At 67.6% G+C, this 23228-nt stretch carries 25 protein-coding genes; 12 read left to right on the top strand and 13 right to left on the bottom strand.

Annotated elements, in window-relative coordinates; translation table 11 throughout:
• Positions 1-45 precede the first annotated feature (45 nt).
• Positions 46-900 carry a lysophospholipid acyltransferase family protein gene (locus BN2156_RS25250; protein WP_090517757.1) on the bottom strand — a complete coding sequence of 285 codons (855 nt, stop codon included), beginning with the start codon at positions 898-900 and terminating at the stop codon, positions 46-48.
• A 48-nt stretch (positions 901-948) separates the two neighbouring features.
• On the opposite strand from BN2156_RS25250, the gene BN2156_RS25245 reads away from it, so the two are divergent.
• On the top strand, positions 949-1518 hold the full coding sequence (locus tag BN2156_RS25245; protein ID WP_090517756.1) for a TetR/AcrR family transcriptional regulator: 570 nt from the start codon (positions 949-951) through the stop codon (positions 1516-1518).
• On the opposite strand, the gene BN2156_RS25240 is transcribed toward BN2156_RS25245, so the two are convergent.
• From BN2156_RS25240 to BN2156_RS25215, 6 genes are all read right to left on the bottom strand, one after another.
• Entirely contained in the window at positions 1506-2180 is a 675-nt protein-coding gene (locus BN2156_RS25240) for a methyltransferase family protein (RefSeq protein WP_090517755.1), read from the bottom strand. The genes BN2156_RS25245 and BN2156_RS25240 overlap by 13 nt on opposite strands.
• A 10-nt stretch (positions 2181-2190) precedes the next feature.
• On the bottom strand, positions 2191-2865 hold the full coding sequence (locus BN2156_RS25235) for a methyltransferase family protein (RefSeq protein ID WP_090517754.1): 675 nt from the start codon (positions 2863-2865) through the stop codon (positions 2191-2193).
• A gap of 20 nt (positions 2866-2885) precedes the next feature.
• Positions 2886-4475, bottom strand: coding sequence for an ABC transporter permease (locus BN2156_RS25230; RefSeq protein ID WP_090517753.1), 1590 nt, complete (start codon positions 4473-4475; stop codon positions 2886-2888).
• Positions 4472-5365, bottom strand: coding sequence for an ABC transporter ATP-binding protein (locus tag BN2156_RS25225; RefSeq protein ID WP_090517752.1), 894 nt, complete (start codon positions 5363-5365; stop codon positions 4472-4474). Before BN2156_RS25225 ends, BN2156_RS25230 begins: the two co-directional genes overlap by 4 nt.
• Positions 5362-6033 carry a TetR/AcrR family transcriptional regulator gene (locus BN2156_RS25220; protein ID WP_090517751.1) on the bottom strand — a complete coding sequence of 224 codons (672 nt, stop codon included), beginning with the start codon at positions 6031-6033 and terminating at the stop codon, positions 5362-5364. Before BN2156_RS25220 ends, BN2156_RS25225 begins: the two co-directional genes overlap by 4 nt.
• A gap of 131 nt (positions 6034-6164) precedes the next feature.
• Positions 6165-6809 (bottom strand): O-methyltransferase, encoded by a 645-nt coding sequence (locus tag BN2156_RS25215; protein ID WP_090517750.1) that lies wholly within the window; start codon positions 6807-6809, stop codon positions 6165-6167.
• Positions 6810-6983: 174 nt separating this feature from the next.
• Between BN2156_RS25215 and sigE the strand changes: the two genes are divergently transcribed.
• The 4 genes from sigE to tatB all read left to right on the top strand — a co-directional run bounded on the left by sigE (position 6984) and on the right by tatB (position 10242).
• Positions 6984-7760 carry an RNA polymerase sigma factor SigE gene (sigE, locus tag BN2156_RS25210; RefSeq protein WP_090517749.1) on the top strand — a complete coding sequence of 259 codons (777 nt, stop codon included), beginning with the start codon at positions 6984-6986 and terminating at the stop codon, positions 7758-7760.
• Positions 7761-7837: 77 nt separating this feature from the next.
• A complete protein-coding gene (gene rseA / locus BN2156_RS25205; protein ID WP_090518537.1) occupies positions 7838-8236 on the top strand; it encodes an anti-sigma E factor RseA in 399 nt (132 codons plus the stop codon).
• A gap of 78 nt (positions 8237-8314) precedes the next feature.
• Positions 8315-9811, top strand: coding sequence for a serine protease HtrA (gene htrA / locus BN2156_RS25200; RefSeq protein ID WP_090517748.1), 1497 nt, complete (start codon positions 8315-8317; stop codon positions 9809-9811).
• 2 nt (positions 9812-9813) lie between these two features.
• Complete coding sequence (tatB, locus tag BN2156_RS25195) at positions 9814-10242, top strand: Sec-independent protein translocase protein TatB (protein WP_090517747.1); 429 nt, start codon at positions 9814-9816, stop codon at positions 10240-10242.
• On the opposite strand, the gene BN2156_RS25190 is transcribed toward tatB, so the two are convergent.
• The 4 genes from BN2156_RS25190 to BN2156_RS25175 all read right to left on the bottom strand — a co-directional run bounded on the left by BN2156_RS25190 (position 10239) and on the right by BN2156_RS25175 (position 14631).
• Positions 10239-11381 (bottom strand): Mrp/NBP35 family ATP-binding protein, encoded by a 1143-nt coding sequence (locus tag BN2156_RS25190; RefSeq protein WP_162490960.1) that lies wholly within the window; start codon positions 11379-11381, stop codon positions 10239-10241. The genes tatB and BN2156_RS25190 overlap by 4 nt on opposite strands.
• A gap of 38 nt (positions 11382-11419) precedes the next feature.
• Positions 11420-12658 carry a lytic transglycosylase domain-containing protein gene (locus BN2156_RS25185; RefSeq protein WP_162490959.1) on the bottom strand — a complete coding sequence of 413 codons (1239 nt, stop codon included), beginning with the start codon at positions 12656-12658 and terminating at the stop codon, positions 11420-11422.
• Positions 12659-12802: 144 nt separating this feature from the next.
• On the bottom strand, positions 12803-13348 hold the full coding sequence (locus BN2156_RS25180; RefSeq protein WP_090517744.1) for a DUF1003 domain-containing protein: 546 nt from the start codon (positions 13346-13348) through the stop codon (positions 12803-12805).
• Positions 13345-14631, bottom strand: a complete 1287-nt coding sequence (locus tag BN2156_RS25175) for a magnesium transporter MgtE N-terminal domain-containing protein (protein ID WP_090517743.1) — start codon at positions 14629-14631, stop codon at positions 13345-13347. The genes BN2156_RS25180 and BN2156_RS25175 overlap by 4 nt, the downstream gene beginning before the upstream one ends.
• A 25-nt stretch (positions 14632-14656) precedes the next feature.
• Here BN2156_RS25175 and BN2156_RS25170 point away from each other — a divergent pair, with 25 nt between their 5' ends.
• Positions 14657-15613: an HpcH/HpaI aldolase/citrate lyase family protein gene (locus BN2156_RS25170; protein WP_090518536.1), complete on the top strand. Its 957-nt coding sequence runs from the start codon at positions 14657-14659 to the stop codon at positions 15611-15613.
• Between the two features lie 42 nt (positions 15614-15655).
• Here the strand turns inward: BN2156_RS25170 and BN2156_RS25165 are convergent, their stop codons facing one another.
• Complete coding sequence (locus BN2156_RS25165) at positions 15656-16279, bottom strand: DUF4190 domain-containing protein (protein ID WP_090517742.1); 624 nt, start codon at positions 16277-16279, stop codon at positions 15656-15658.
• 127 nt (positions 16280-16406) lie between these two features.
• Here BN2156_RS25165 and BN2156_RS25160 point away from each other — a divergent pair, with 127 nt between their 5' ends.
• From BN2156_RS25160 to BN2156_RS25135, 6 genes are all read left to right on the top strand, one after another.
• Positions 16407-16913: a YflT domain-containing protein gene (locus BN2156_RS25160; protein ID WP_090428291.1), complete on the top strand. Its 507-nt coding sequence runs from the start codon at positions 16407-16409 to the stop codon at positions 16911-16913.
• Between the two features lie 158 nt (positions 16914-17071).
• Complete coding sequence (locus BN2156_RS25155; protein ID WP_090517741.1) at positions 17072-18469, top strand: ABC transporter substrate-binding protein; 1398 nt, start codon at positions 17072-17074, stop codon at positions 18467-18469.
• Positions 18466-19368 carry a carbohydrate ABC transporter permease gene (locus tag BN2156_RS25150; RefSeq protein ID WP_090517740.1) on the top strand — a complete coding sequence of 301 codons (903 nt, stop codon included), beginning with the start codon at positions 18466-18468 and terminating at the stop codon, positions 19366-19368. The genes BN2156_RS25155 and BN2156_RS25150 overlap by 4 nt, the downstream gene beginning before the upstream one ends.
• A gap of 43 nt (positions 19369-19411) precedes the next feature.
• Positions 19412-20236 (top strand): carbohydrate ABC transporter permease, encoded by an 825-nt coding sequence (locus BN2156_RS25145; protein WP_210436733.1) that lies wholly within the window; start codon positions 19412-19414, stop codon positions 20234-20236.
• A gap of 4 nt (positions 20237-20240) precedes the next feature.
• Positions 20241-21509, top strand: a complete 1269-nt coding sequence (locus BN2156_RS25140; RefSeq protein WP_090517738.1) for an ABC transporter ATP-binding protein — start codon at positions 20241-20243, stop codon at positions 21507-21509.
• Positions 21506-22111 (top strand): suppressor of fused domain protein, encoded by a 606-nt coding sequence (locus BN2156_RS25135; RefSeq protein WP_090517737.1) that lies wholly within the window; start codon positions 21506-21508, stop codon positions 22109-22111. The genes BN2156_RS25140 and BN2156_RS25135 overlap by 4 nt, the downstream gene beginning before the upstream one ends.
• Here BN2156_RS25135 and corA read toward each other — a convergent pair.
• The gene (corA, locus tag BN2156_RS25130; RefSeq protein ID WP_090517736.1) at positions 22108-23211 is read right to left on the bottom strand and encodes a magnesium/cobalt transporter CorA; all 1104 of its coding nucleotides are present in this window, start codon (positions 23209-23211) and stop codon (positions 22108-22110) included. The genes BN2156_RS25135 and corA overlap by 4 nt on opposite strands.
• Positions 23212-23228 lie beyond the last annotated feature (17 nt).

Genomic DNA, 23228 nt, shown 5'->3' with positions numbered 1-23228 from the left:
TACTGCAGTATGCGGCTAACTCGGCCTGGTGCCCGGCAGTTCGCGTTATCCGCTCCGGGTCGCGTTGCGCCAGGCCAGTGGATTCAGTTCGCGGTAGGGATCCTCGGCACGCAGGGTCAGCAGCCCGCCCAGGCTCTGTTCCAGCGATTCCTGAGTGCGTTCCTTCACCGTGGCCACCCATCTGGCGTCCGTGGTGCGCGCCGGCTTCGCGGTGCCGATCGGCTCGGCGAAGCGCAGGTACATGCGTTGGGGGCGCGGGATCAAAGTGGGACCGATGCCGCGGACCAGCGGCACGGCCATGTCGCGCTGCCCGGTCAGCTTCTCGCCGATCGACTGGCTGAGCCGGCCGAGCCAGTGGTCGCGGGTCGTCACGCCCACGTACACGTCGTCGCCGCCGACCAGCGCGACCGGAACGATCGGGTAACCGTGCTCGATGGCGACGCGGGCGAACCCGGCACGACCCTCCCAGCGCAGCTTGTACTGCTCGCCCTTGAACTTGCCGATCTCGCGGCCGCCGCCGGGAAACACCATGACAGGCTCGTCGTGTGCCATGAGTTCTCCGGCGCCCTCGGGGGATCCGACGACGGCTCCGCAGGCCGCCATCACATCGGAGACGGGTCGCGGCATGTCACCGAATCGGCGGTCGGTCAGCGGCCTGACCCGCATCCCGATCTCGCGGCGCACCACGTAGGGGATCAACAGGGTCTCGGTACCGAACTGGGTGTGGTTGCCCACCAATAGGAACCGGCCGTCGCGGGGCAGGTTCTCCAGGCCGTCCACGTAGGGCCGGTAGAGATTGACCAGGGGGTCGACGCCGTCGGCGACGGCTTCCACCGCGCGGCGCAGGGTCTGGACGTGGCTGGGTTGGTTCATGATCTCGTCGATCTTGGTGACGGACATGAGGACGATGATACCGAACGAACTGGTTCGTCTGGTTATGATCCAGCTGTGAGAAGCACGACGGAGCTGCGCGACGAGATCCTCGCCGCGGCGCGGGCCGAATTCGCCCGGTACGGATTGGCCGGGGCCCGGATCGACCGCATCGCCAAAGCCGCACACGCCAGCAAGGAACGCCTCTACGCCCACTTCGGCGACAAGGAGACCCTGTTCCGCGAGGTGTTCGCCGCCGACGGGGCCGAGTTCTTCCGGTCGGTCTCGCTGCGGCCCGAGGACGTGCCCGAGTTCGTCGGCGACATCTTCGATCTGGCCTGCCGCCGGCCAGAGCATCTCCGCATGATCACCTGGGCTCAGCTGGAGGGGTTCACCCTCGACGAACCTGCGACCGACGGTCCGTCACCACATGCCCAGGCGGTCGCCGCGATAGCAGCCGCCCAGGCCGGCGGCCATGTCGACCCGGGCTGGGATTCGACAGAGCTGATCGTGCTGCTGTTCGGCATCGGACTGGCCTGGGCGCATTTGCCGAGCCGCGAAGCGGTCACCGATGACCCGGACGTCATTGCCTCCCGCCGCGCGGCGGCCGTCGAAGCCGCTGCCCGCGTCGTGGCTCACCAGAGGTAGGGCAACAGCCGGTAGCCGACCTTTTCGGTGTACTCGTCGTACCCGTCGAGTTCGGTGCGCAGCATCTTCTCCTCGTCGCTGATACGCAGCGCCAGCAGAGCCAACCCCGGGATGAGCAACAGCAGTGCCCAGTACGAGCCGAGGGCCAACGGCAGGCCGATCATCATGATCACGTTGCCGGAGTACATCGGATGCCGGACCAGCCCGTACAAACCCGTCGACACCACCGCCTGGCCGGCCTCCACCTTGACGTTGGCGGCTGCGTAGCTGTTCTGGATGACCACGAGCATCGCGATGCCGAGCCCGATCGCCACCAACGCATCTCCCAGGACCGAGACGACCGCGGGTACGGCCGACCACCCGAACCGGTAGTCCAGCGCACTGGTCACGATCATCACCGCGAGCAACAGGAAGGCCATCGCGCTGGCGAATTTCTGCACCGGCCGCGTCTCGGCGGTCGGCCCGGCCTGCATCCGCCGCCGCAGTGCCGCCGGATCGTGCAGCGCGAGGTAGAGGCTCGGCACAAACGTGGCGACGGCGAACACGGCGATGAACACCCAGCCCCGCCAGTAGTCGAATGTGCCGGCCGGTGCGAACACCAGGACCGCGAAAACCGCCAAGCCGACGACGGACGACACGGCCGCCTGCATACCGACCTTCATGGCGCGCCTCTCACCACACGTACGGCAACAGCCGGAAGCGGACCTTCTCGATGTACTCGTCGTAGCCGTCGAGTTCGGCCCGCAGCATCTTCTCCTCGTCGGCGATCCGCAACCCGAAGATCGGTATCGACGCGATCGACACGAGCAGGGCCCAGTAGGAGCCGAGCGCCAGGGGAGTGCCGAACATCATCAACACGGCGCCGAAGTACATCGGGTGACGCACCAGGCCGTAGAGCCCCGTCGATACCAGCTGCTGTTCGTCCTCCACCCGGATGCTGGCGCCGGCGAAGCTGTTCTGGAAGACCACCGCCTGCGCCAGTACGAGCCCCACCGCGACCACGACGTTGCCCAGGACGACCACCGCGGTCGGCACGCTCGACCAGCCGAACCGGTGGTCGAGGGCGCTCAGGACGAACGCGGCGAACGCCGAGCCGGTGACCGCCCAGATGACGATTTTCTGTACGAACCGCGTTTCCGCGGTCGGGCCACCGTGCAGCCGTCGTTGCAGGGCAGCAGGGTCCCTGACCGCGAGATAGATGCTCGGTATCAGGGTGGTGGCCATGAATACGGCGATGAAAACCCATGCCTGCCAATAGTGGAACGTGCCGGCCGGCCAGAACAGTGCCACGGCGAAGAACGCCAGGCCCAATACGCCCGATCCGATCGTCTGAAGTGCGAGTTTCATCAGCTGCCTCCTGTTGGGGGTCACACCGCGTCGCGGTTGCGATAGATCCAGCCCGCAACAGCCGCCAGAGCCGTTGCGGTGACGAGCATTACGGCCAGAGCCAGGGCAGGGAAATCGCTCGGCACGGTGGTCTGTCCCACGGGCGACAGCTCGATGAGCCAGCGCGGCAGCCGCAGCAGCGCCCCGAGGTACAACGCGGTGATCACGAATGTCACTGTCAGCCAAGCGATCCACGGTGCACGCAGCGCCACGGCCAGTGCTGCGATCGACGCCACTACGGCGAGGGCGGGCAGATAGGCCAGGGCCGCCAGGGTGAGCCGAATGATCGTGCCCGGGTCTCCCAGTGTCAGTCCGGCGCCCAGCCCATTGCCCAGCCCGGCGCACAACATCAGGATCGTCGCGCCGGCCAGCGCACTGCCAACCGCGCCCAGCAGCCAGCGCGGACGCGACACCGCGCCGGCCAGCACCGGCTCGCCCAGACCGTTCTGCTCGTCGGTGTACACCCGCAGCACCACCGATGCGACGTAGCCGGTGGCCGCCGCCGCCAGGAACTGGGTCATGGTGGTGTAGACGCCGTCGTTGCCCGTCGCGGTCAGCACCCGGCCGATCACCTCGTTGGTCGCCGCCGCGTCCAGCAGTGCCTTGGTCATCGAGCCGAAAACCAGCCCGGCCGCGAACAATCCGACCGCCCAGCCGATCGTCTGGCCCCGTTGCAGCGTGAGGTGCAGGCGCAGCGGGCCGGTGATGGTGGGTGCGTCGGGCTTCTCGCCCGCCGATGCGATGGTGCCTGCGTCGTACTGACGGCGGCGCTCCAGGACCGCAGCCACGGCCATCAACGCGATGGCCAGAACGACCAACATGGCGAACGGCCACCAGCGCAGGTCGACGAACGGCCGCATCTGCTGCGCCCAGGCGATCGGGGAGAACCAGCTCAGGGCGCTGCCCGAGTAGTCGACCACGTCGCCGACACCCCGCACCAGAGCCGCCACCGCCAATGTCGCCATGGCCGCGCCCGAGGCGGTGCGGGCCTGCCGCCACAACTGCGCGGTCACCGCGGCAACCGCACCGAACACCATGGCCACCCCCGTGATACCCAGACACATGGCGGCGGTGTCGATCACCGCGAAACCGGTGGAGGCCATCGCCACGGTCATGGTGAGTGCGAGGACCGCGTTGAGACCGCCGACCAGGATCAGGGCCGCCGCGGTGCGGGCGTAGCGGCCCACCACCGAGGACAGCACCAGCTCGGCGCTGCCGCTCTCCTCTTCGGCCCGGGTATGACGAATCACGGTGAGAATGGCCAGGATCGACGTCGCGATGGTCAGTGTGAGGGTCAGCTCGTTGGCCATCATCACGCCGAGGTCGGTCTCGTTGACGCCGAACATCGGGCCGCCGAGCATCATCCCGGCCGGGGTCTTGAGGAGGTTGACCCGGGCCAGTCGCTGTTCTTCACCCGGATAGGCCAACTGAATTGCGTTCGGGGCGTACACCATCATCAACGTCAGCACGGCGAGCCAGACGCCCAGGCGTACCCGGTCGCGGCGCAGCGCCAGCCGCAACAGCGTTGCGGTACCGGTGAACGGCGACGTGGATGCGGTGGCCGTTGTCATCGGCCCACCCCCTGGTACTCCCGCAGGAACATGTCCTCCAGGGAGGCCGGCGCGACGGTGAGATCCTGGATGCCCAGATCGGTCAGGTGCTCGAGGGCGAACTCAAGGTCGTTGCGGTCGACCGAGAAGCTCACGGTGCCGTTGCGGCTGGTGAAGTCGTGAACGTAGGGGGTGTTCTGCAGCGCCCGACCGTCGGAGCGGGTGCGTGCGACGACCTTGGTGCGCATGAGGTGGCGCAACTCGGCCAGGGTTCCCGAACGCACTGTGCGTCCGGACCGGATGATCGTCACGTTGTCACACAGCTTTTCCACCTCGGCCAGGATGTGGCTGGACAGCAGGATCGCGGCGCCCTGGCGCGCCACCTCGGCAACGCATTGCTGAAATGCCTGTTCCATCAACGGATCCAGGCCGGAGGTCGGTTCGTCGAGAATGTACAGCTCGGAATGGCAGCTGAACGCCGCGACGATGGCGACCTTCTGCCGGTTGCCCTTGGAGTACGTGCGGGCCTTCTTGTGCGGGTCCAGCTCGAACCGCTCGATCAGTTCATCACGGCGCCGGGTGTCGACGCCGTTGCCGCGCAGCCGGCACAGGAAGTCGATGGCCTGCATGCCGGTCAGGTTGGGCCACAACGTGACATCGCCGGGGACGTAGGCGATCCGGCGGTGCAGCGCGACCGCGTCGTGCCAGGGGTCGCCGCCCAGCAACCGCACGGTGCCCCCGTCGGAGCGAAGCAGGCCCAGCAGTATCCGGATGGCGGTGGACTTGCCTGCGCCGTTGGGTCCGAGGAAGCCCGTGACGTCACCGGGGGAGACGGTCAGGTTCAATCCATCCAGGGCTTTGGTGCGCCCGAAAGACTTTGAGAGTCCGCGGATTTCGACGGAGTTCTTCACGCTGTCTCCTTGGAGTCGGCCGTGGGTGCCGGGCTGAACGGGATGCCTTGTTCACGTTGGTGCAGGAACGCGTCGTACATCGTGGAGTCGGTCATCAGGCCCTGGGTGTAGACCTCAAGGGCGGGCAGCATCATGTCCTCGCCGTAGTCACGCAGCACCCGTCGCAGATCGGTCGGGTCGTCGTGCATCTGCAGGTAGAGCAGGAACGAGCCGCCGCTCGAGATCGCGAGGAACCTGGCCCGCGCGTCCGCGTCATGGCTGGGCTTGAGCACGCCGGTGCGCACGCCCTCTTCGAGGTACTCCTTGGCGTTGTCGACCATGGTGCGCCAGAACGTCTTCGCCAGCTCGCTGCCGGACTGCATGCTGCGGACCAGATAGGCCATCAGCGGTGCGTACGACTCGATCTCGGCCATCTGGGCCATCCAGGTCGCCGGGTCGGCGCTGTGCATCGACTCGGTCTTGGCCTCGCGCACCACCTCGGCCACATAGGCGTCGCATGCCTTGCGCAGCCCTTCCTTGGAGCCGAAGTGATGGATCACCAGGGCGGCGCTGACGCCGGCGGCCTCGGCGATCGTGCGCAGCCCCACCGTGAAGCCGTGTTGGCCGTACTGCTCGATCGCGGCGTCGCGAATCCGGGCCATCGCTGTTCGATCATCGACTGAACGCATGTTCAATACGCTAAACATGCGTTCAGTGCACGGTCAAGGGGGTGCCCCGTCAGGAATCCGTAAAGAAAAAAATCCGGCCCCACCCAGACCAGGGTGAGGCCGGAACCAGGGTGAGGCCGGAAAAGGAAGAGTCAGTCGCGAGCGGCGGCCAGCAGGCCGTCACCCAGCGGAATCAGAACCGGAGTGAGTCGCTCGTCCTCGGCGATCAGCCGGGCCGCTTCGCGTACGGCGCTGACCTCGGCATCATTGGCCGCGGCGTCGCCGGCCCGGCCGCCCAGCGCGGCCCGGTGCAGCACGATCGCACCGCCGGGGCGCAGCAGGCGCACGCCCTCGGCCACGAACTGCGGTTGGTCGATCGGCTCGGCATCGATGAACACCAGGTCGTAGGACTCGTCGGCCAGGCGGGTCAGCACCTCCTGGGCGCGTCCGCTGATCAGGCGGGTCCGCCCGGGACCGACGCCGGCCTCGTTGAACCCCTGCTTGGCGATGCGCTGATGCTCGGGTTCGACGTCGATCGTGGTGAGTACGCCGTCGTCGCTCATGCCGGACAACAGCCACAAGCCGCTGACGCCGGCCCCGGTGCCGACCTCGACCACCGCGCGGCCCCCGGTGAGCCGGGCGAGCACGCTCAGCAACGCTCCGACGGCCGGGGTGACCGCACCCGCGCCGAGTTCTTCGGCCCGCTCACGCGCGGCCGCGACGATCTCGTCCTCGGAGATCGACCGTTCGGCATGCGTGACGATCGCTTCGGCGCGACCGGGGTTGGAGCTGACCATGCCCGCAGCGTAGGCCAGACCCTGTGGGCGCCGAGGCGACACGCCCGTGGGTGGCGGTTATCACCGTCGGATATTCGCTGGTTCTCGCAGGTAACCGGACGTAGCGTCGGCATTCTCAGGGAAAGTTCAGATTGCTCATATATCCGCCACACCGGGATCAGGAACGGTATCCGCATGGAACACGGCGCCCGCTGGCGCACTGCCCAGCACACCGAAGACGGTAAGCGGAATAACGAAGTCATCAGTCGTGTTGAGCTGAGTGAAATCTGTGATCAGGAGGATCCGACGAGCGCGAACGCTGTCACCTTGAACCCCGCCCAGCACGCCCCGGTGTCAATGGCACATCTGGAGCAGTACAACTCCGGCGAATGGGTCGAGCCGTCCGACGAATTGACCGGTACTGCCGTCTTCGATGCCACCGGCGATCAGGCCGCCATGCCGTCATGGGACGAGCTGGTGCGTCAGCACGCCGACCGGGTGTACCGCCTGGCCTACCGGCTCTCGGGTAACCAGCACGATGCCGAGGACCTGACGCAGGAAACCTTCATCCGGGTGTTCCGCTCGGTGCAGAACTACCAGCCCGGAACCTTCGAGGGCTGGTTGCACCGCATCACCACCAACCTGTTCCTCGACATGGTCCGCCGTCGTGGCCGCATCCGGATGGAAGCGCTGCCCGAGGACTACGACCGGGTGCCGGCCGACGACCCGAACCCCGAGCAGATCTACCACGACTCGCGGTTGGGGGCCGATCTTCAGGCCGCCCTGGATTCCCTGGCGCCCGAATTCCGCGCCGCGGTGGTCCTGTGTGACATCGAGGGTCTGTCCTACGAGGAGATCGGCGCCACGCTGGGTGTGAAGCTCGGCACCGTCCGCAGCCGTATTCACCGTGGTCGGCAGGCACTGCGCGAGTATCTGGCCAAGAACTCGCCGGAAACCGCCAAATCCGCCTAGCCGTGGTTGGTGTTCAGCGCGCCCGGTCGCGCTACATTCGGGGCAGGACATTTGGGCGCGGCGAGAGGAGCTGGGTGATGGTCGACCCGGGACACGTGTTCCGTCGGGCATTCTCCTGGTTGCCTGCGCAGTTCGCGTCGCAGAGCGATGCACCCGTGGGTGCACCGCGCCAGTTCGGTTCCACCGAACACCTCTCGATCGAGGCCATCGCGGCCTTCGTCGACGGTGAGCTGCGGATGAGCGCGCATTTGCGGGCCGCACATCATTTGTCCCTGTGCCCCGATTGCGCGGCCGAGGTCGATGCCCAGAGCCAGGCCCGCGCGGCATTGCGGGACTCCTGTCCGATAGCCATTCCGAACTCCCTGCTGGGTCTGTTGTCGCAGATACCGCACCACAGTCCGCAGCCTTCGGCCGAGGTCGGTGAACAGCCCCAGTTTGCTGATGACCCGACGCGGAGTCGGCGTAAGCGCCGGTAGGCTGGACCACAAGGCGATCAGTGACCGGCGTCGGCCTACGCGGCTGGGGCGGGCGCTCTGACAGAGAGTGAAACACCGGTGACCAACCAGGACCAGTCCGACGAGAGCGGCCGTCTGGAACCGCGCCCTGTCGAGCGGCCACCCGTCGACCAGTTGTCGCAGCGCACGTTCGGCCGCCCCGCCGGCGTGGACGGCTCGTTCCAGGGTGCGGAGAAGTACCAGGACCAGGGCGAGTACGCGCCCAAGGACCAGCCGCCCGACCCGGTGCTGGCCGAGGCCTTCGGCCGTCCCGGCGGCGCGGGCGACTCGCTGCAGCGCCATCCCACCGACGCCGGGGCCATGGAAGCCGAGAAGAACGTCGGTGACGACGATTTCGACGATCCCTGGCGTGACCCGGGTGCCATCCCGGCGCTGGGGACGCCCGCGCAGGCACCCACCGCACCGACGATCGTGGCCGCCCCGATCGGCAAGCTGGGCGCCCGCGAGGTGCTGTTCGGCGGCCGGGTGTCCTGGCCGTCGATCTTCATCCTGTTGATCGTCGCCGGGTTGATCGCCTTCATCGGCGGCTGGGTCGGGCAGAAGACCGCCGGCACCGTGCAGGCCTTCACCACCTCGAAGGTGACGCTGGAGACCGGCGACCTCCCGTCCCCCGACGCGGGCCGGTTCGCCACGGTCGCCTCGGCAGTCGAGGATTCGGTGGTGACCATCGAGGCCAAGAGCAAGACCGAGGGCTCGCAGGGCTCCGGCGTCGTCGTCGACGGCAAGGGCTACATCGTCACCAACAACCACGTGATCTCCGATGCCGCGAGCAAGCCGGCGGACTACCAGATCACCGTCGTGTTCAACGACGGCAAGGAAGTGCCCGCCAACCTGGTCGGGCGCGACCCCAAGACCGACCTGGCGGTGCTCAAGGTCGACAACGTCGACAACCTGGTCGTGGCGCGGATGGGTGACTCCGAGAAGGTGCGCGTCGGCGAGGAAGTGATTGCCGCCGGTGCGCCGCTGGGTCTGCGCAGCACCGTCACGCACGGCATCATCAGCGCACTGCACCGGCCGGTACCGCTCTCGGGTGAAGGTTCCGACACCGACACCGTGATCGACGGGCTTCAGACCGATGCCTCGATCAACCACGGCAACTCCGGTGGCCCGCTGATCAACATGTCCTCCGAGGTGATCGGGATCAACACGGCCGGAAAGTCCTTGTCGGACAGCGCCAGTGGCCTCGGCTTCGCGATCCCGGTCAACGAGGTCAAGCAGGTGGTCGAGAACCTGATCAAGGACGGCAAGGTCGCGCATCCGACGCTGCTGCTGAGCGCCGTCACGGTGAGCAACAGCGTGGCCTCGGGCGCTCAGGTCCGCAATGTCAACGCCGGTGGCCCGGCCGAGAAGGCCGGCATCCTGGAGAACGACGTGGTGGTCAAGGTCGGGGACCGCAAGGTCGCCGACGCCGATGAGATGGTGGTTGCGGTGCGCCAGCTCAAGATCGGGCAGGAAGCGCCGATCGAGGTCCTCCGCGACGGCCGGCCCATGACGTTCATGGTCACGCCGATCGGCGACGACCAAAAAGCGCAGTAACGATGTTCGCGAACATCGGGTGGGGAGAGATGCTGGTCCTGGTGATCGCTGGTCTGGTGATCCTGGGGCCCGAGCGCCTGCCCGGTGCCATCCGCTGGACATCCGGTGCCTTGCGTCAGGCACGTGACTACGTCAGTGGCGCCACCACCCAGTTGCGTCAGGATCTCGGACCCGAGTTCGACGATCTTCGGCAACCGCTGGCCGAGCTGCAGAAGCTGCGCGGCATGACCCCGCGGGCCGCGATCACCAAGCATCTTCTCGATGGCGACGATTCATTCCTGACCGGTGCGTTCGACGACCGCAAGTCGGATCAGCCGTCGGTACCGGGCGACCGGCAGGCCGACGCTCTCAACGGCCAGCCCGCGGCCGATACGCCTGCCAAGCCGGCGGACAAGGCCGCCGGCCCGACGTTCGATCCCGACGCGACCTAGCGCCGCGCGGTATCCAGGCCCAGCGACATCCCGGCCAGGCCCCGCTTGCGCGCCGACAATCCCTCGGCGATCTTGCGCAGCTCGGCGCCGGCCGGTGAGTCCGGGGCCGAAAGCACCAGCGGAACACCGGAGTCGCCGGCCGCCACCAGGGCGGGGTCCAGCGGCACCTGGCCCAGCAGCGGCACCTCGGCGCCGACCGAGCGGGTCAGCGAGTCGGCCACCTGACGGCCGCCGCCCTCACCGAACAGCTGCATGACCGTGCCGTCGGGCATCAGCAGGCCCGACATGTTCTCCACCACGCCCGCGATGCGCTGCCGGGTTTGCAGGGCGATCGCGCCGGCCCGCTCGGCCACCTCGGCCGCGGCCATCTGCGGTGTGGTCACCACCAGGATCTCGGCACCCGGGATCAACTGGGCCACCGAGATGGCGATATCGCCGGTGCCGGGCGGCAGATCGAGCAGCAGGACGTCCAGATCGCCCCAGTACACGTCGGCCAGGAACTGTTGAAGGGCCCGGTGCAGCATCGGCCCGCGCCACACCACGGGCGTGTTGCCCTGGGTGAACATCGCGATCGAGATGACCTTCACGTCATGGGCGATCGGCGGCAGGATCATCGAGTCGACCTGCGTGGGCCGGTCGACGGTGCCCATCATGCGCGGCACCGAATGGCCGTAGATGTCGGCGTCCAACAGGCCGACCGACAGGCCGCGGGCGGCCATCGCGGCGGCCAGGTTGACCGTCACACTGGACTTGCCCACGCCGCCCTTCCCGGAGGCCACGGCGTAGACCCGGGTCAGGGAGTTGGGCTGGGCGAACGGGATCACCGGTTCGCGGGAATCGCCACGCAGCAGCTTGCGCAACTCGGCGCGCTGCTCGTCGTTCATCACGTCCAGGCTCACCTTGACGGCGCCGGTGCCGGGAACGTCGGTGACGGCAGCCGTCACCAGCTCGGCGATCTCGTTCTTCTTCGGGCAGGCCGCGGTGGTCAGGTAGATCTCGACGTGCACGCCGTGGTCGGCCTCGATCGAGATGTTCTTGACCATGCCGACTTCGGTGATCGGCCTCCGCAATTCGGGGTCGATCACCTTGGCCAGCGCGGCGCGAACCGCGGATTGCAGCTCAGTGGCAGATTCGGACATCACCGCCGAGTCTACGGCGGTGCCGCAGCGACGCGGATTCAGGCCGGACCCGGGGCGGGCCCAGGGGCGGGTCCGGGTGCCGGGCCGAGGACCGGAGCCGCCAACGGAGCGATCGGGCCGGGCGCGGGCGGCGGAGCCTGCTGCGGTGCCGGGCCGAGTCCTGGGGCAGGTGGCGGAGGCGCCTGTTCGCCCAGGCAGAACACCACGCACGAAGGCTGGCGCGGCGGCTGCTCCCACGGCGGGATCCACCGCGGCGGCGGGGCAGCCGGGGTCTCCGAAGGGATGGCCTGCGCCGGGCCGGGCAACGGTCCGAGCACCTGGCCCGGGGCGAAACCGGGGACGTTCTGCGTGCCGGTCTCGTTGCGGTTGAGCAGCGGAATCAGCGCCAGCGGATCGCCCGCGGGCAGGCCGGTGGCATCGGCGGGCAGGCCCGGACCGAGGCCCTCCGGATTGTCCAGGTGGGAGTCGCCGATCGGGGGAATGGACCCGGTGATCTCGGGCAGGTTCACCGGCACCACGCCGGTTGCGTATGCCGCGGCCCAGCCCAACACGTTGCGGGCGTAGGCCACCGAGTTGTTGTACCGCAGGATGGCCGTCATGACCTGGGCCTGCTCTCGCAGGTTGAGCCCGCCGCTGCACAGGTAGCGGGCGGCGGCCAGCGCCGAGTCGAACACGTTCTGCACATCCGCCCGGCCGTCACCGTCACCGTCGGAGGCGTATCGCGCCCAGGTTCCGGGCAGGAACTGCATGGGTCCCATCGCCCGGGCGTAGGTGACCCGTCCGGACTGAGCGCTCTGCACGATGACCTCGTTGCCCGGCAATGTGCCGTCGAGGGCGGGGCCGTAGATCGGGCGCACCGCGGTGCCGCGGGCATCGGTGGCGCCGCCGTTGGCGTGCCCGGATTCGATCCGCCCGATACCGGCCAGCAGGTTCCAGCTGATGCCGCAGCCGGGGTAGGCCGCGGCCATCATGCGCTCGGCGTTGCGGTACGCCTTCAGCGACGTTCCCGGAATGCCGAGGGCACCAGGGGTATTGACGACGAAGGCGGGCGGGGGAGCCGAAAGCGTGGTCATCGACTTGATGCGGAAGTTCGTCGGGGGCCGGGCCGCCGCGACGACGGCGGGACCGGAACGGTCGATCTGGGGTTCGACCGCGGCCAGCGGGGTGACCGCGGTGTTGGACACCTCGGTGGGGGCAGCGGACCCGGCGCCGGCGACCAGCACGATGGGGGCCAGGACGGCCACACCGAGCGCAGGTGAGCGGACGAGCTGGCCCATACGGCGCCGAGCGGTTGCGATAGCCGCTCCTCCCCCTACGCGCACTTACCCGTCCTTAAGTCAGCTTTGGCCAAATACCACGTTGTGAACCAAGTCACCATACATAGTCCTGGTTTCGGTTGTTACGACAATGGTCGACTGGGTTCACCCGCTGCGTTTGGACCTGCGCTCGCCACCGTCGCCTTTGCTCGGGGCGGCGCCGTCCACGTCGGCCTGCGGGCCGAGTCCGGCGATCAGGTCGCGCAGTTCCTCCAGCTCGCGGCGCAGGTAATCGCGGGTGACAACCTCGCCGACCGCAAGCCGCAGCGATGCCAGCTCGCGGGCCAGGTACTCGGTGTCGGCCTTGGTCTGCTCAGCCCGGCGCCGGTCCTCCTCGAGCGCGACCCGGTCGCGGTTCTCCTGCCGGTTCTGGGCCAGCAGGATCAGCGGGGCGGCATAGGCGGCCTGGGTCGAGAAAGCCAGGTTGAGCAGGATGAACGGGTACGGATCCCACTCGAAGGTGAAGACGCCGATGTTCAGCGCGATCCAGACCAGCACGATCATCGTCTGGATCGCCAGGTACCGGCCGGTGCCCAGGAACCGGGCGATGGATTCCCCGAACTGGCCGACCGCCTCGACGTCGACGTGCAGCCCGAAGCCGCGCGTGCCGCGGGGGGTGTCCAGCCGTTGGCGCGCCGTGGATTCGCTCATGAGCCCGCCACCGGCAGCTCGGGCTCATCGCGCTCGCGCCAGTCGTCGGGAAGCATGTGGTCCAGCACGTCGTCGACCGACACCGCGCCCAGCAGGTGGTTCTCCTCGTCGACCACCGGACCGCACACCAGGTTGTACGCAGCGAAGTAGCGGGTCACCGCGGCCAGCGAGTCGCCCGGGCCGAGGCTGGGCAGGTCGGTGTCGACGATGCCGCTGACCAGGGCCGCCGGGGGTTCGCGCAGTAATCGCTGCAGGTGCACGCAGCCCAGGTAATGACCGGTCGGGGTGGCGGTGGGAGGACGCGCGACGAAGGCCATCGAGGCAAGGGCCGGCGTGAGATCCGGATCGCGCACCTGCGCCAGGGCTTCGGCGACGGTGGTATCAGGGGCCAGGACCACCGGCTCGCTGGTCATCAGACCGCCCGCGGTATCGGGTGAGTGCGCGAGCAGCCGTCGCACGTCCTCGGAGTCCTCGGGGTCCATCTCCAGCAGCAGTGCCTCGGCGTCGGCCGGGGTCATCGACCCCAGCACGTCGGCGGCGTCGTCGGGGTCCATCGCCTCCAGCACGTCGGCCGCGCGCTCGGTTTTCAGCTGGCGCAGCACCGCGGCCTGCTCGTCCTCGGGTAGCTCCTGCAGCACGTCGGCGAGCCGCTCGTCGTCGAAGGCCCGGTACAACTCGTAGCGCCGCTTGACCGGCAGCTCGCGCAGGGCCTCGGCCACCTCGACCGGGCGCTGCCCCTCGAACTGCTCGAGCAGTGAGGCCACGCCCTGGTCGGGCATGGCCAGTCCGGACGGGGTGAGCCCGTGCACGTTCTGCCACGCGACCACGTGGATGTTGCTGCGCCGCCCCAGACGTCGTTGCGGGCGTACGGCCACCCGGGTCACCATCCAGTCTCGGGTCCGGGTCTGCTCGATGCCCAGATCGACTACCACGACGTCGATTCCGGCCAATTGCTCCAGATCGGGATCGTCGACCCGCACCCTGGTCTCCAGCACCTGACCCAACACCAGCACCTCGCCGGGGCGTTGGGCGAACCGGCGCAGCGACACACTGCCGGTGGCCAGTGTCACCGAGCCCGGCTCGATCGCGGTGACACGCAGGATCGGAACGAAAATCCTTCGGCGGGTGAGCAATTCGACGACGAGGCCGAGAACTCGCGGTTGCTGGCGGACGATGCTGATACTGATCACCACATCGCGGACACGGCCGATGGACTCCCCGTCGGGGCCCAGCACCACCATCCCCGCCAGCCGGGCCGCGTAGACCCTGTTCACCGCCGCCATGGATTAAAGGGTAGAGACTGTGGTCGTGGAGAACACGTATCGACCCCGTAGAACGTGCCTCTCGGTTCCGGGAAGCAGCCTGAAGATGATCGAGAAGGCCAAAAGTCTGCCCGCTGACGAGGTGTTCCTCGACCTGGAGGACGCGGTCGCGCCCGAGGCCAAGGACTCGGCCCGCACACAGGTGGCGGCGGCGCTGGCCGGCGACGGCTGGGCCGGGCAGCTACGCGGGGTCAGGGTCAACGACTGGACCACACCGTGGACCTATGCCGATGTGATCGAGGTGGTCTCGGCAGCGGGTCGCCACCTCGACCTGATCGTGCTGCCGAAAGTGACCGAGGCGGCCCATGTCCAGGCTCTCGATCTGCTGCTCAGTCAGCTGGAGGCCACCCACGGCCTCGAATCCGGCGGGATCGGTATCGAGGCGCAGATCGAGAACGCCCAGGGGTTGACGAATATCGACGCGATCGCGGGGGCCCCGCGCGTGCAGGCCCTGGTGCTCGGGCCCGGGGACATGGCGGCCAGCCTCAACATGCGCACCCTGGAGGTCGGCGGGCAGCCCGACGGCTATGACATCGGCGACGCCCACCACCACGTGCTGATGCGGATCCTGATCGCCGCGCGCAGCCGCGGGATCAACGCGATCGACGGGCCGTACGTGAAGGTGCGCGACGTCGACGGGTTCCGCCGGGTGGCCGGCCGGTCAGCCGCGCTGGGTTACGACGGCAAGTGGGTGCTGCATCCGGACCAGATCGAGGCGGGCAACGAGATCTTCAGTCCGCGTCAGGCCGATTACGACCATGCCGAGCTGATCCTGGATGCCTATGAATGGCACACCTCGCACGCCGGTGGCGCCAGGGGAGCGGTGATGCTGGGCGACGAGATGATCGACGAGGCCAGCCGCAAGATGGCGCTGGTGGTCGCGGGCAAGGGCCGGGCGGCGGGAATGCAGCGCCGGGCCGAACCGTTCCGGCCGCCGAGCTGACCCGGGCTGTGTAGTGCCGCACCGTGATTCGGTGCGGCCCTGCTATGCGGCGAACGCGCCGATCAGGAAGAACAACAACATCCCTGTGTTGAGGATGGCCCCGACCGCGCCGACGGCAATGCCGGCGATCGCCAGGCCGTGGCCCGCCTGTCCGGTCTTCTTGATCTGGTTGAGCGCGGTCACGCCGAGGCCGATGCCGACCACCGCGGCCAGCAGTCCGATCCCGCACATGGCGAACAGGAACAGCGACACGATCGAGGCGACGAGGCTGCCGATGGCCGGGGTGTTGGTGGTGGCCGACGGCGGTATCCCGTAGCCGCCGGGGTATCCGGGGTACCCGCCCGGCACGCCATACCCCGGAGGCGGCGGATATCCGGGCATCGGCGGGGGATAGGGCGGTGGGTAGCTGGACGCGCCCGGGAACGCGGGCGGCGGCGGGTAGTCGTGCGGAATGTCGGCGGGATAGTCGATCGCGGGCGGATACGGCGGATTGGCCCCGTAGCTCGGCGGTCCGTACTCGTACGACGGTTGCGCGCCGCCGATATCCGGCCGATCCTGGGAATGCTCGATGGAAGGGGCTTCGTAGCCGCTGGACGACGGTTCAGACGGCTGGGAGCCGGGGTCGGATGGCGGCGTTTCGCCCGCGTTGCCGTCCGCGTTTGTCATGCTGATCAACCTAGCGCACGGACAGTGCCGCCCCGGGGCGCGTGACGCCGGCACCAAATCCGGTGTGAGGGCGTTGCTGTAACGAGAACAGCCGCCGACCCGGCGGTGCGGAGGAGAGTGAAGTTCCATGACGAGCCCATTTCAGTCCGGCCAGACACCGGGTGCCGCACCCGCCGCGCGCGGGGCGTTGCCGACGCCGCCCAAAGGCTGGCCGATCGGTTCCTACCCGACGTACGCGGAGGCCCAGCGTGCCGTCGACTACCTGTCCGATCAACAGTTCCCCGTGCAGCAGGTGACGATCGTCGGGGTGGACCTCATGCAGGTCGAGCGCGTCACGGGCCGGCTGAGCTGGCCCAAGGTGCTCGGCGGCGGTGTGCTGTCGGGAGCCTGGTTGGGTCTGTTCATCGGCCTGATCCTCGGCTTTTTCAGCCCCAACCCGTGGAGTGCGCTGCTCACCGGCCTGATCGCCGGTGTCTTCTTCGGCCTGATCACCTCGGCCATCCCGTATGCGATGGCTCGCGGCACAAGAGATTTCAGTTCGACGATGCAGCTGGTCGCGGGCCGCTACGACGTCCTGTGTGATCCGCAGAGCGCCGAGCAGGGGCGGGATCTGCTGGCGCGCTTGACGATCTGAGCTCCCCGCGCCGCGGTAACCGGCCGTGGTGGCAAAGGTGCGCAGGTCACGATTGTGACGCGGCACGCCCAAACTGTTGCACATATGCGGGCATGGCTCTACGGTTTGCGCGCGGGAGCCGCTCCGGCGGCGATGGAATGCGAACGGAAGGCACAGCGGTGCGCGCTCGGCGGCTATGTGCTGCGGCAGTGGCCGCGTTGACGACGGCCTCGATGGTCTCGGCGTGTGGTGGGGGCGACGACGGGATCGTCATCAACTACTACACCCCGGCCAACGAGATGGCTACCTTCACCGCCGTGGCCAAACGCTGCAACGCCGAACTCGGCGACCGCTTCACCATCAAGCAGGTGAGTTTGCCGAAAGGTGCTGACGACCAACGGTTGCAGCTGGCCCGGCGGCTGACCGGCAACGACAAGACGCTCGACATCATGGCCCTCGACGTGGTGTGGACCGCCGAGTTCGCCGAGGCCGGCTGGGCCGTCCCGCTGTCGGAGGATCCGGCGGGCGAAGCGGAGTCCGACGCGCAGGAGAACACCCTGCCCGGACCGTTGGAGACGGCCCGCTGGCAGGGCCAGCTGTACGCATCGCCGATCACCACCAACACCCAATTGCTTTGGTACCGAGCCGATTTGATGGATGAGCCGCCGGCTACCTGGGATGGCATGGTCTCGGAGGCCAACCGCTTGCACGCGGCGGGCAAGCCCAGTTGGATTGCGGTGCAGGCCAAGCAGTACGAGGGCCTGGTGGTGTGGTTCAACACCCTGCTGGCCAGTGCGGGTGGCCAGGTGCTCTCCGACGACGGGAAGACGGTCACCCTGACCGATACCCCGGAGCATCGTGCGGCGACGGTCAAGGCGCTGCAGATCATCAAGTCGGTTGCCACCGCGCCCGGTGCCGATCCGTCGGTTACCCAGACCGACGAGGCAACCGCCCGGCTCGCGCTGGAGCAGGGCAAGGCCGCGCTCGAGGTCAACTGGCCGTTCGTGCTGCCCTCGCTGCTGGAGAACGCGGTCAAGGGCGGCGTCGACTTCCTGCCGCTCGACGAACGTGCCGACCTCGCCGGAGCCATCAACGATCTCGGCACGTTCTCGCCGACCGACGAGCAGTTCGAGTCGGCATACGAGGCCAGCAAAGCCGTGTTCGGTTTCGCCAACTACCCGGGCGTGATCGAGGGGGAGCCGGCCAAGGTGACGCTGGGCGGGCTGAACCTCGCGGTCGCCAAGACCAGCCAGCACAAGGCCGAGGCCTTCGAAGCCATCCGCTGCCTGCGCAACGTCGAGAACCAGCGCTACACCTCCGTGGAGGGCGGGCTGCCCGCGGTGCGCGAGTCGCTCTACGACGATCCGGCGTTCCAGACCAAGTACCCGCAGTACGCGATCATCCGCGAGCAGCTGACCAATGCCGCGGTGCGCCCCGCGACGCCGGTGTATCAGGCTGTGTCCACCCGCATTTCGGCAACCTTGGCCCCGATCACCGACATCGACCCGGAGCGCACCGCCGATGAGCTGACCGAACAGGTGCAGAAGGCCATCGACGGCAAGGGGCTGATCCCATGACTTCGGCGACGACCTCCACGACGGCCAACCGCGCCTCCGAACGCAAGTTGGCGTTCGGGTTGATCGCCCCCGCGGTGATCCTGATGATTGCGGTGACCGCGTATCCGATCGGCTACGCGGTATGGCTGAGCCTGCAGCGCTACAACCTGGCCGCCCCCGACGACACGGCGTTCGTCGGGTTCGCCAACTACCAGACCATCCTCACCGACCGGTACTGGTGGACGGCTTTCGTGGTGACGCTGGCGATCACCGTCGTCTCGGTGGCGATCGAGTTCGTGCTCGGCATGACGCTGGCACTGGTCATGCACCGCACCATCTTCGGCAAGGGCGTGGTGCGCACCGCGGTGCTGATCCCCTATGGGATCGTGACCGTGGCGGCCTCCTACAGCTGGTATTACGCCTGGACGCCGGGCACCGGCTACCTGGCCAATCTGCTGCCCGACGGCAGCGCCCCGCTCACCGAACAGCTGCCTTCGCTGGCCATCATCGTGCTCGCCGAGGTGTGGAAGACCACTCCGTTCATGGCGCTGCTGTTGCTGGCCGGCCTGGCGCTGGTGCCGCAGGATCTGCTCAACGCGGCCCAGGTCGACGGCGCCGGGGCCTGGACTCGGCTGGTGAAAGTGATTCTGCCGCTGATCAAACCGGCCATCTTGGTCGCGCTGCTGTTCCGCACCCTCGACGCGTTCCGGATCTTCGACAACATCTATGTGTTGACCGGAGGCGCCAACAACACCGGGTCGGTGTCGATTCTGGGGTACGACAACTTGTTCAAGGCCTTCAACCTCGGATTGGGTTCGGCCATCAGCGTGTTGATCTTCCTGTCGGTGGCGGTCATCGCGTTCATCTTCATCAAGATCTTCGGTGCGTCGGCGCCCGGTGCAGACGTGGAGGGACGCTGATGAGCGCTTGCGCGAAGAGCGGAGAACACTGATGACCGAGCGGGTGGGTGCGCGGCGCGCGACCGGATGGACGATCGTGAACATCCTCGTGGTGCTCTACGCCTTGATACCGGTGTTGTGGATCTTGTCGCTGTCGTTGAAGCCGACGTCAAGCGTCAAGGACGGCAAGCTGATTCCGGATCAGATCACGTTCGACAACTACAAGGGCATCTTCACCGGCAACATCTTCACCTCGGCGCTGATCAACTCGATCGGTATCGGGTTGATCACCACGGTGATCGCCGTGGTGATCGGCGGCATGGCCGCGTACGCGGTGGCCCGGCTGGAGTTCCCCGGCAAGAAGCTGTTGGTGGGCGTGGCCCTGTTGATCGCGATGTTCCCGCAGATCTCGCTGGTGACCCCGATCTTCAACCTGTGGCGCACCATCGGGTTGTTCGACACCTGGCCCGGGCTGATCATTCCCTACATCACGTTCGCCCTGCCGCTGGCGATCTACACGCTCTCGGCGTTCTTCCGGGAGATCCCATGGGATCTGGAGAAGGCCGCCAAGATGGACGGCGCCACTCCGGCCCAGGCTTTCCGCAAGGTGATCGCACCGCTGGCGGCCCCGGGCATCGTCACCGCGGCCATCCTGGTCTTCATCTTCGCGTGGAACGATCTGCTGCTGGCGTTGTCGCTGACCGCGACGCAGCGGGCCATCACCGCGCCCGTGGCAATCGCGAATTTCACCGGCAGTTCGCAATTCGAGGAGCCGACGGGGTCGATCGCGGCGGGCGCGATGGTGATCACCATCCCGATCATTATCTTTGTTCTGATCTTCCAGCGGCGCATCGTCGCTGGTCTGACATCCGGTGCGGTAAAGGGGTAATTGGATGGCCGAAATTGTGTTGGACCGGGTCACCAAGAGTTACCCAGACGGCGCAGGCGGCACCAGGGAAGCCGTCAAAGAGTTCTCGATGACGATCGCCGACGGCGAGTTCATCATCCTGGTCGGGCCGTCGGGCTGCGGTAAGTCCACCACCCTGAACATGATTGCCGGACTTGAGGACATCTCATCGGGTGAGCTGCGCATCGGTGGGGAGCGGGTCAACGAGAAGGCGCCCAAGGACCGCGACATCGCGATGGTGTTCCAGTCCTATGCGCTCTATCCGCACATGACGGTGCGCCAGAACATCGCATTCCCGCTGACCCTGGCCAAGCTCAAGAAGGACGAGATCGCGGCCAAGGTCGAGGAAACCGCCAAGATCCTGGACCTGACCGAATTGCTGGATCGCAAGCCCGCCCAGTTGTCCGGTGGGCAGCGTCAGCGGGTGGCGATGGGCCGGGCAATCGTGCGGCGTCCCAAGGCATTCCTGATGGATGAGCCGCTGAGCAACCTGGACGCGAAGCTGCGGGTGCAGATGCGCGCCGAGATCGCGCGGCTGCAGAGCCGGCTGGGCACCACCACCGTGTACGTCACGCACGATCAGACCGAGGCGATGACGCTGGGGGATCGGGTCGTGGTGTTGCTGGCCGGCGAGATCCAGCAGATCGGCACGCCGGACGAGCTGTACAACAACCCGGCGAACCTGTTCGTGGCCGGCTTCATCGGATCGCCGGCGATGAACTTCTTCCCGGCCACCTTCACCGACGTCGGGGTGCGGCTGCCGTTCGGTGACGTCACCCTGACCCAGCAGGTGCATGATCTGCTGGCGCGTCAGCCCAAGCCGGACAACATCATCGTCGGAATCCGTCCCGAGCATCTGGAGGATGCCTCGCTGCTCGACGGCTACGCCCGGATCCGGGCGCTGACCTTCCCGGTGCGTGCCGACATCGTCGAGTCGCTCGGCGCCGACAAGTACGTGCACTTCACGATCGAGGGTGCGGGGGCCGAGGCGGCGCAGCTGGCCGAGTTGGCCGCCGATTCCGGGTCGGATGCCACTGAGTTCGTGGCGCGGGTCGCGGCCGAATCGACGGTGGCCGGCGGTCAGCAGATCCAGCTGGCTTTCGACACATCCAAGTTGGTGATCTTCGATGCCGAAACCGGGGTGAACCTGACCCGCAGCGAGCCCGAGCCCGAGCCCGAGCCCGAGCCCGAGCCCGAGCCCGAGGCAGAGCCCGCCGAATCGGCCGAGCCGGCCGGAGAACCGACAGAAGAGTGATCGACGTCCTGGCTGCCGTCCGCGCCCATGTGGGCGAGTACTTCGGCGCGGCAGGCATCACCGCCGAACCCGTCAGTGCCAGCGTCACCTTCCTCGGCACCGAGCGCATCGATGTGCTGCGGTTCGGACCGGACCTGAGTGCCGGCGGGCAGGATCTGTATCACTATGTGACGCTGGGCTGTTCGCGTCACCCGATGTTCGATCCGACCGAGTTGGTCTCCGATCCGATCCACGGCCCCCGGGCCGAGGTCGTGTTGTCGCTGCGGGGTCCGACCCCGAGTGGACTGGCCCGCTCGTTGGCGGTCCTGGCCGCAGCGCCTGCCGTGGAGGGGCTGGTGCTGGAGGGCGACGCGCTCATCGACCTGGAGACGCAGTTGTTCGACTCCGCGCCGTTCAGCGCATTCCTGCTGGGCCCCAGCGATATCGGCGAGGTCGTCCTGCCCGATCCGCTGTCGGGGGTGACGGTGCTGTCGGCCACCCCGATCACGGCCACCGAGGCGGCCTGGGTGCGGCTCAAGGGCGCCGACGCGATGCGTGAGGCGTGGCAGACCGACGGGGTCGACGTGCTGGATCCGACCAGAAGGGCCGCCAGCCCCAGCTAGAGCCAGTCGTTGTGGCGGAACGTGCGGTACAGCACGAAGCAGATGGTGGCCATCGTCAGCAGTACGGCGGGATAGCCCCAGGTCCACTGCAATTCGGGCATGTGCTCGAAGTTCATCCCGTAGATGCCGGCCATCGCGGTGGGGACCGCGGCGATCGCCACCCACGCCGAGATCTTGCGCATGTCCACGTTCTGCTGCATCGCGACCTTGCCGAGTGCGGCCTGCACCAGCGAGCTGAGCATCTCGTCGTAGCTCGTGACACGGTCGGAGGCCTGCACATTGTGGTCGTGCACGTCGCGCATGTACCTGCGCACCTCGACCGAGATCAGGTCGTTGTGGTCGGTCAGCAACCGGGCCAGGGCCAGGGTCAACGGCGCCACCGCTCGACGCATTTCGACGACTTCGCGCTTGAGCAGGTAGATGCACTCGATGTTGGTGTGGGTGCGGGGGGAGAAGATGTCCTCCTCCATGGAGTCGATGTCGGTCTCCATCAGGTCGGTCACGTCGAGGTAGCTGTCCACGACGTGGTCGGCGATGGCGTGCATGACCGCGAACGGGCCGAGTTTGAGGACGGCAGGGGAGGATTCGAGCCGCTTGCGCACGCCGGCCAGTCCGCCGTGCTCGCCGTGGCGGACGGTGACCACGAAATCCGGCCCGACGAAGATCATGATCTCGCCGGTTTCGACGATCTCGCGGGCCAGCGCCACCGACTCGTGCTCGACATAGTTGATGGTTTTGAGCACCAGAAACAAGGTTTTGTCGTAGCGCTCGAGCTTGGGGCGCTGGTGGGCGTGCACCGCATCCTCGACGGCCAGCTCGTGCAAGCCGAAAACGTCTGCCACCGACTGCATCTGGAACTCGTCGGGTTCGTGCAGCCCGATCCAGACGAACGCCTTCTGCCCCGCGGCCTGCAGTTCGCGGACCTTGTTCAGGGCCGCGGCGTGGGTGTATTTGCCGGGCAACCGGTCACCACCGCTGTAGACGCCGCAGTCGACCATGGCCCGGGCCACCGGGACGTGGATCGTCCTGGCGTCGGGTTCGGGAGGCCGGGCCTTCGCGGTGGCTCGCAGCGCCGGTGGCAAGGCGCGGAATGAGGGCATGGACTCCGACCTTCCTG

Source organism: Mycolicibacterium neworleansense (genome assembly GCF_001245615.1).
In the GTDB taxonomy this organism is placed as follows: Bacteria; Actinomycetota; Actinomycetes; order Mycobacteriales; family Mycobacteriaceae; genus Mycobacterium; species Mycobacterium neworleansense.
Note: the sequence above shows the minus strand (reverse complement) of the source record. Positions and strands in the feature narration are given on the sequence as shown.

Bases quoted from the DNA above. Each gene is read 5' to 3' on its own strand.
- rseA (WP_090518537.1), top strand. From the start codon at position 7,838: ATGGTCGACCCGGGACACGTGTTCCGTCGGGCATTCTCCTGGTTGCCT.
- BN2156_RS25190 (WP_162490960.1), bottom strand. From the start codon at position 11,381: ATGTCCGAATCTGCCACTGAGCTGCAATCCGCGGTTCGCGCCGCGCTG.
- BN2156_RS25140 (WP_090517738.1), top strand. From the start codon at position 20,241: ATGGCCGAAATTGTGTTGGACCGGGTCACCAAGAGTTACCCAGACGGC.
- BN2156_RS25180 (WP_090517744.1), bottom strand. From the start codon at position 13,348: ATGAGCGAATCCACGGCGCGCCAACGGCTGGACACCCCCCGCGGCACG.
- BN2156_RS25240 (WP_090517755.1), bottom strand. From the start codon at position 2,180: ATGAAGGTCGGTATGCAGGCGGCCGTGTCGTCCGTCGTCGGCTTGGCG.
- BN2156_RS25165 (WP_090517742.1), bottom strand. From the start codon at position 16,279: ATGACAAACGCGGACGGCAACGCGGGCGAAACGCCGCCATCCGACCCC.
- BN2156_RS25230 (WP_090517753.1), bottom strand. From the start codon at position 4,475: ATGACAACGGCCACCGCATCCACGTCGCCGTTCACCGGTACCGCAACG.
- BN2156_RS25150 (WP_090517740.1), top strand. From the start codon at position 18,466: ATGACTTCGGCGACGACCTCCACGACGGCCAACCGCGCCTCCGAACGC.
- BN2156_RS25220 (WP_090517751.1), bottom strand. From the start codon at position 6,033: ATGCGTTCAGTCGATGATCGAACAGCGATGGCCCGGATTCGCGACGCC.
- BN2156_RS25185 (WP_162490959.1), bottom strand. From the start codon at position 12,658: ATGGGCCAGCTCGTCCGCTCACCTGCGCTCGGTGTGGCCGTCCTGGCC.
- BN2156_RS25235 (WP_090517754.1), bottom strand. From the start codon at position 2,865: ATGAAACTCGCACTTCAGACGATCGGATCGGGCGTATTGGGCCTGGCG.
- BN2156_RS25250 (WP_090517757.1), bottom strand. From the start codon at position 900: ATGTCCGTCACCAAGATCGACGAGATCATGAACCAACCCAGCCACGTC.
- tatB (WP_090517747.1), top strand. From the start codon at position 9,814: ATGTTCGCGAACATCGGGTGGGGAGAGATGCTGGTCCTGGTGATCGCT.
- BN2156_RS25175 (WP_090517743.1), bottom strand. From the start codon at position 14,631: ATGGCGGCGGTGAACAGGGTCTACGCGGCCCGGCTGGCGGGGATGGTG.
- sigE (WP_090517749.1), top strand. From the start codon at position 6,984: ATGGAACACGGCGCCCGCTGGCGCACTGCCCAGCACACCGAAGACGGT.
- corA (WP_090517736.1), bottom strand. From the start codon at position 23,211: ATGCCCTCATTCCGCGCCTTGCCACCGGCGCTGCGAGCCACCGCGAAG.
- BN2156_RS25215 (WP_090517750.1), bottom strand. From the start codon at position 6,809: ATGGTCAGCTCCAACCCCGGTCGCGCCGAAGCGATCGTCACGCATGCC.
- BN2156_RS25160 (WP_090428291.1), top strand. From the start codon at position 16,407: ATGACGAGCCCATTTCAGTCCGGCCAGACACCGGGTGCCGCACCCGCC.